The sequence below is a fragment of the Kitasatospora sp. NPDC043949 genome (genome assembly GCF_056435365.1).
On the sequence record NZ_JBWKEQ010000034.1, the window covers coordinates 78,832 to 85,151 of the forward strand.

Consider the following 6,320-nt stretch of genomic DNA (forward strand, 5'->3'; position numbering starts at 1 on the left):
AGCGAGGACGGGGGTTCGCATGGCACGGATCGCGGAGCTGATCGAGGTCGCCGAGGAGGGGGCCGGACCGTACGGGGTTGCCGTGGGGCCGGACGGGGGCGTGTGGTTCACGCTGGTGCACGCCGGGGAGATCGGACGGCTGGCGGCGGACGGCACGGTCGAGCGGTACGGCCTCGGGGCGCCGGAGTGCGGGCCCGCGGTGCTCACCGTCGGCCCGGACGGCGCGCTCTGGTTCACCCGGATGCGCGACCACCGGATCGGGCGGATCGACACCGACGGGAAGGCGTGCTCCTTCGCCGTCCCGACGGCGGGCGCCGGGCCGTACGGGATCGCGGCGGGGCCCGACGGGGCGCTCTGGTTCACCGAGCTGAACGCCGACCGGATCGGGCGGATCACCGTCGAGGGCGAGGTGACGGAGTACCCGCTGCCGCGGGCCGGGGCCTTCCCGTCGCTCATCACGGCCGGCCCGGACGGCGCGCTCTGGTGCACGCTCAACCAGGCGGACGCCGTCGCCCGGATCACCGTCGGGGGCGAGGTGGCCGTCCACCCGCTGCCGACCGGGGGCACCGCCCCGGTCGGGATCACCGCCGGGGCGGACGGCGCGCTCTGGTACGTCGGCATCGGCGGCGGGCTGGTCGGCCGGATCACCGTGGACGGCGAGGTCACCGAGTACCCGCTGGCCGACCGGGCGGCCCGGCCGCACGCGATCACCTGCGGCCCGGACGGCCGGCTCTGGTTCACCGAGTGGGGCGCCGGCCGGATCGGGGTGCTCGGCCCGGACGGGCTGCTCGACGGCTACCAACTGCCCGGCCCGGCCGCCGAGCCGCACGGCATCGCCGTCGGCCCGGACGGCGCGGTGTACGCGGCGCTGGAGCGTGGATCGATCGCGAGGTTGGCGCCGCGTCAGGGCTGACGGCGCAGCAGCTCCTCCAGGTCGGCCAGCAGGTCGAGGGCGGCGGCGCGGTCGGGCACCGCCGCCGGGGCCGGGGAACGCTCGGCGATGACCCGCAGGGCGGCGGCGGCCTGGCGGGCGAACAGGGCGAGCAGGTCCAGCTCGGGCAGGCTGGACCGGGCCTGCGGGGCCGGGTCCAGTACCTCCAGGACGCCCAGCACCCGGCTGCCGTGCGTCAGCGGCGCCGCCATCAGCGCGTTCGGGACGTACGCGGTGGACTCGGCGAAGGCCCGGTCGAAAGTGCGGTTCGCACCCAGGTCGTCGACCACCATCGGCTCGCCCGAGGCGGCGACCCAGCCCGCGATGCCGCTGCCCGCCGGGAAGCGGCGGCCCACCAGGGACTCCTCGCCGCGCCCCGAGACGGCCTGGAACACCAGTTCCCCGGCCGCCTCGTCGAGCAGGCAGACCGAGCCGGCCTCGGCGCCGAAGATCGCTCGGGCCACGTCCACCACGGACTGCAGCAGCTCGCGGGCCAGCGGGTCGACGGCGGGATCAGTGCTGAGGGTCATCGGGCGCCTCCGTGATGGGGGTGGACGGGGTGGGCTCGGTCGTCGAACTCCCGCCTGGGGGACGGTGAGGACCGGCACCGGGGCCGACCTGGACGTTGGCTGCGGTGAGGTAGAGCGCGCTCTTCAGCTGGAAGGTCGTCAGCCTCGGGTGGCCGGACAGGATGCGGGCGCACAGCCCGGCGACGTACGGGGTGGCGAAGCTGTTGCCGGTGGTGCGGATGGTGGAGCCGCCGAGCCAGGGGACCCGGACGTTCTGGCCGGGGGCGAAGAACTCGACCGGCGGCGCCGGGTTGTACAGGTGCAGGGCCGGGTCGTCCTCCTGGTGGCTGCCGACCGAGATGACCGAGGAGAACCGCCAGGGGTAGCTCTCCACCGGGGTGTTGTGGGCGGAGGCGACGATCGCGGTGCGGGCGAAGAAGGCGTCGTCGGCGATCGCGTGCAGCTCCTCCAGGAAGCGGGTCCGGGTGGTGGAGAGGCTGAGGTTGACGACGTCGAAGCCCTGCTCGACGGCCCAGCGCAGCCCGGTGATCAGCATGTCGCCGGTGCCGGTGAAGCGTTCGCCGAGCACCCGGACGCTGTACAGCTCGCAGTCCGGGGCGGTACGGCGGATGATGCCCGCGCAGGCGGTGCCGTGGCCGCAGGTGTCGCCGGTGCGGTCGGGGCGGACCACCAGCTCCCGGGTCGTCGGGTCCTTGACGACCACCCAGGAGCCGTTCAGCGGGCCGACCAGCGGGTGGTCCGGCTCGATGCCGGAGTCCACGACGCACACCCGCACGCCCTTGCCGGTGCCCCCGCCGCCGGTGCCCCCGCCGTCGAGGGCGCCGTCGGGGCCGGCGCTGCCGTGGGCGGTGGTGTCGTGGGCGGTGGTGTCGGCGAGCACCGGCAGGTCCGCGGCGGTCCGGCCGCGCAGGCTCCAGGTGAGGCCGGCCGGGCCGCTCACCGGGCGCCCCCGAGCCGCTCGGCCCGGCGCACGCCCGGCAGGTGGCCCTTGGCGGCGAAGCGGTCCCGGGCGGTGCCGGCCGCCACGGCGGCCTCGGCCCGCCGGTCGAGCAGCAGCAGCGCATGGGCGCGGTCCAGCGCGGTGAGCGCCTGGAGCAGCAGCGACTCGGTGGCCTCGGCGGCCTGTGCGGCGGCCGCGGTCAGCTCCAGCGCCGGGTCGGCCTCGCCCCGGGAGGCGGCGAGCCGGCCGCGCAGCGCGTCCAGCTCGATCGCCAGCACCGGCGGCAGCGCGGCCGTGGCGTCGACGCCGTCCAGGTGGCGGGCGGCCGGCCCCGGGCGGTCGGCGTCCAGCAGGGCGCGGGCGGTGGTGAGGGCGAGCCGGGGCAGCGGGGCGGAGTTGCCCAGCCGACGGGCGACCTCGGCGGCGTCGGCGAGCAGGTCCAGCGCCTGCGCGGTCTGGCCGGTGGCCGCCGCGGCCTGGGCGGTCAGGGCCGGCAGCGAGATCATCGCGTCGGCCAGCGACAGCTCGCCCGCCAGGCCGTTGGCCTCGGCCAGCAGCAGTTCGGCCTCGCCGGGCCGGTCGCGCAGGGCGAGCAGGACGGCCAGCGGGCCGTTGAGCGCGACCCGCACCGTCCGGTGGCCGGCGCCGTGCCCGGCCAGCAGGGCCCGCAGCCGGAAGACGGCGTTCGGGACGGGCTCGGGGCCCGCCAGCAGCGAGGCGGCCAGCGCGGCCAGCACGGCGGCCCGGTCCAGCTCGGCGTCGGTGCGGGCGGCGTGGTCGAGGGCGTCGTCCAGCAGCCGTTCCGCCTCGGTGTGCCGGCCCGCCAGCAGGTGCTCCTCGGCCAGGCGCAGCCCGGCCCGGGCCTGGCCGAGGTCGTCCCGCAGGTCGATGAAGAGCGGGAGGACGGCGCGGGCGGTGGCGGCAGGTTGCTCCGGGCCGGGCGGTAGACCGCGCGCGGCCAGCGCGAGCCGGGCGTGCGCGGCGTCCAGCGGATCGGCGGCCGAGTCGCGGACCTGCGCCAGGACGGGCAGGGCCTCGTCGGCCCGGCCGAGCGCCAGCCGGGCCTCGCCGAGGCGGCGCAGCGCCGGGCCGGCGGTGCGCTCGTTCGGGTAGTGCAGCCGGACGGCGCGCTCCAGCAGGTCGGTGGCGGCGGGCAGGTCGGCGTGGGCGAGCGCCTGGGCGCCGGCCACGCCGAGGGCGGCGGCCGCGCGGGTGCGCAGGGCGTCCGTCCGGGCGTCCAGCAGGCCGAGTTCGAGCCGGTAGCGGTGGGCGCGCTCCAGGTGGCCGCCGACGGCGGCGTCCCCGGCGGCGCGGACGGCCGGCAGGTCGGCGGCGCGTTCGTGGCGCTCGGCGCGGGCCCGCTTGGACATCGACTGGTAGACCGACTCCTGGACCAGGCCGCTGCTGAACCGGAAGCTGGTGCCGGCCGGTTCGACCAGGCGGCGCTCGGTCAGCCGGGCCAGCGCGGCGTGCAGCCGAGGCGGGGTGTCGTCGCCCGCGGGCAGGCCGGGGAGGCCGTCGAACGGGCCGGTGAAGACGTCGTCCTCCGGGTCGGCGAAGGCGTCGTGGTCGGCGCCGCCGTGGGCGAGCTGGGCGAGTTCGGCGGCGGAGAAGGCACGGCCGAGCACGGCGGCCAGGTCCAGGGTGGTGCGCTCGTCGCGCTCCAGGTCGTCGATCCGCGCGCTGAGCAGCGCCCGGCCCGTGGGCGGGAGTTCGTCGGCGAGCGCGGGGCCGTCCGCCTCGGTGAGGGCGGCCAGCAGCTCCTCCAGGTGCAGCGGGTTGCCCTCGGCGCGCTCCAGCAGCCGGGTCGGCACCGCGTCCTGGTGGGCACTCAGCTCCGTCAACTGAGCGGCCAGAAGCGCCGATTCGTCCCAGGACAGGCCGCCGACCGGCAGCCCCGGCAGCTCCGGGCGGGAGGCCGGCAGCTCCGGCCGGGCCAGGCACAGCAGCAGCACCGGGGCCTGGCCGAGGGCGGCGACCAGCCGCTCGACGGCGTCCAGCAGCACCGGGCCGGCCCACTGGCAGTCGTCCAGGACCAGCACGGCCGGGCGCTCGACGGTCCGCCCGCGCAGGATCGCGGCCAGCCGGTCCAGGGACTGTTCGGCGCTCACCCCGGGCGCGGTGGCCTGCGCCAGCCGGTCCAGCGCCTCGGCGGGCGCGGGCGTCCCCGGGCCGCCGAGCAGGGCCCCGACGGCCTCCGCGAGCGGGGTCAGGACGCCCTGCTCGCCGTAGCTGCGGCAGCGGCCGGTGCCGCAGCGCGCGGTGTGCCGGCCCGTCCGCTCCTGCCACTCGCGCACCAGCCGGGTCTTGCCGATCCCGGCCTCGCCGACGACCAGCAGCAGTTCGGCGCCCTGACCGCCGGCCACCCGGGCCAGTGCGGCGTCCAGCTGGGCGAGTTCGCGCTCCCGCCCGACCAGCGGGACGTCGAAGCGGCGCAGCAGCTCGGGGTCGTCCTCGTCCAGCCCGACCAGGCGGTACGCGGTGACGGGCTCGGCCTTGCCCTTGAGCCGCAGCGGGCCGACCTCGTGCACCTGGGCGGCCGGCCCCGCCGCGCGCAGGGTCTGCGGGCCGATCAGCACCTGGCCGGGGGCGGCCTGGGTCTGGAGCCGGGCGGCGATGTTCACGGTCTCGCCGGAGATCAGGGCCTGGCGCGCGGAGGCGTCCGAACCCGCCACCACCTGGCCGGTGTTGACACCGATCCGGACGTCCAGGCGGACCCCGAGGGTGGCGTCCAGCTCGGTGTTGAGGTCCTCCAGGTCCTCCAGCATGGCGAGCGCGGCGGCCAGCGCCCGGTGGGCGTCGTCCTCGCGGATCACCGGGACGCCGAACACCGCCATCACCGCGTCCCCGATGAACTTCTCCAAGGTGCCGCCGTGCGCCTCGATCTGACGGTGCATCCGTTCGAAGTAGCGCAGGATCACCTCGCGCAGCGTCTCCGGGTCGAGCGTGCCGGACAGGGCGGTGGAGTCGACCAGGTCGCAGAAGACCACCGTCACCAGCTTGCGCTCCTCGGCGGCCAGGTCGAGGGCGGCGGCCCGGGGGGTGCCGCAGGCGGGGCAGAACTGGTCGTTCGTGCTGGCGAGTTGGGCGCAGAGCGGGCAGGGCATGGTGGCAGTCCTTCGCTAGTCCTTCGCGGTGCGGGGAGTGCATCGGGGTGTGCGTGGAGTCGGGGGAGTGCGTGGGGTCGGGGAGTGCATGAGGCTGGAGAGTGCGCGGGGTCGGGGTGCGCATGGAGCCGGGGTGGGCGTGGTCGGAGCCGGGCGTGCGGGCGTGCCGGGCCAGGCTCCCCGGCCCGGCTTCGGGCCCGGTTCGCGGCCGCCTTGCCGGCGGTATGGCCGCAGCCCGGAGCGGGTGCGCAGCGCCGCCGGGCGGGCTCGGCGGGCCGGGAGGCGCCGCCGCCGGCGCCCCGACCTGCGGCCATACCGGTGCCGTACCGGTTCGCAGGCCGTGCGAAGCCCCGCCTGCCTACCGTCTTCACCACGGCGGGCCACCACCCGTCGAACCCCCACCGATCAACCCAGTGAAGGGAGTTCAGCCATGGCCGAGAACATCGACCCGATCGTCGGCGAGGACAGCGAGGAGGCCCCCGAGGTCGAGGCGCACGCCGCCAACGTCCTGGACCTCCAGGCGATGAAGGTCCTTCAGGAGGCCTCCGACGGCAGCTGCTTCAGCCTGATCAGCTACGTCAGCTCCGCCGAGACCTCCGCCTGACCGGCGGCAGGTCAGCGGTGTCCGGCGCGGGGGCGGGCGCACCACCGCCCCCGGCCGCCGGGCAGTGATTGGCTTCCGGGGCGGTCCCGGCGGGGGGGGGGCGCCCCCGCCCGACTCCCCCCCCCCCCCCCACAGAAGGACCCGGAGACCCCCCCACCCTCCCCCCCCCAGAAAGTCCGGCCTCTCTTGGTTGGGGGGCTGAGGGCCT

5 protein-coding genes are annotated in these 6,320 nt (G+C 77.1%); 2 read left to right on the top strand and 3 right to left on the bottom strand.

Features of this window, described 5'->3' with window-relative positions:
• The first annotated feature begins 19 nt into the window (after positions 1 to 19).
• Entirely contained in the window at positions 20 to 913 is an 894-nt protein-coding gene (locus tag AC07AL_RS25695; RefSeq protein ID WP_400802793.1) for a Vgb family protein, read from the top strand.
• Here the strand turns inward: AC07AL_RS25695 and AC07AL_RS25700 are convergent.
• Genes AC07AL_RS25700 through AC07AL_RS25710 form a run of 3 tightly spaced genes read right to left on the bottom strand, consistent with a single transcriptional unit; the run spans position 904 to position 5,508 of the window.
• On the bottom strand, positions 904 to 1,461 hold the full coding sequence (locus AC07AL_RS25700) for a GAF domain-containing protein (protein WP_350879761.1): 558 nt from the start codon (positions 1,459 to 1,461) through the stop codon (positions 904 to 906). The two genes, AC07AL_RS25695 and AC07AL_RS25700, sit on opposite strands and share 10 nt — an antisense overlap.
• Complete coding sequence (locus tag AC07AL_RS25705; RefSeq protein WP_400802789.1) at positions 1,445 to 2,401, bottom strand: S8 family peptidase; 957 nt, start codon at positions 2,399 to 2,401, stop codon at positions 1,445 to 1,447. Before AC07AL_RS25705 ends, AC07AL_RS25700 begins: the two co-directional genes overlap by 17 nt.
• On the bottom strand, positions 2,398 to 5,508 hold the full coding sequence (locus AC07AL_RS25710) for an adenylate/guanylate cyclase domain-containing protein (protein WP_478318326.1): 3,111 nt from the start codon (positions 5,506 to 5,508) through the stop codon (positions 2,398 to 2,400). Before AC07AL_RS25710 ends, AC07AL_RS25705 begins: the two co-directional genes overlap by 4 nt.
• A 430-nt stretch (positions 5,509 to 5,938) precedes the next feature.
• Between AC07AL_RS25710 and AC07AL_RS25715 the strand changes: the two genes are divergently transcribed.
• Positions 5,939 to 6,112, top strand: a complete 174-nt coding sequence (locus AC07AL_RS25715) for a hypothetical protein (RefSeq protein WP_363584699.1) — start codon at positions 5,939 to 5,941, stop codon at positions 6,110 to 6,112.
• The last annotated feature ends 208 nt before the right edge of the window (positions 6,113 to 6,320 follow it).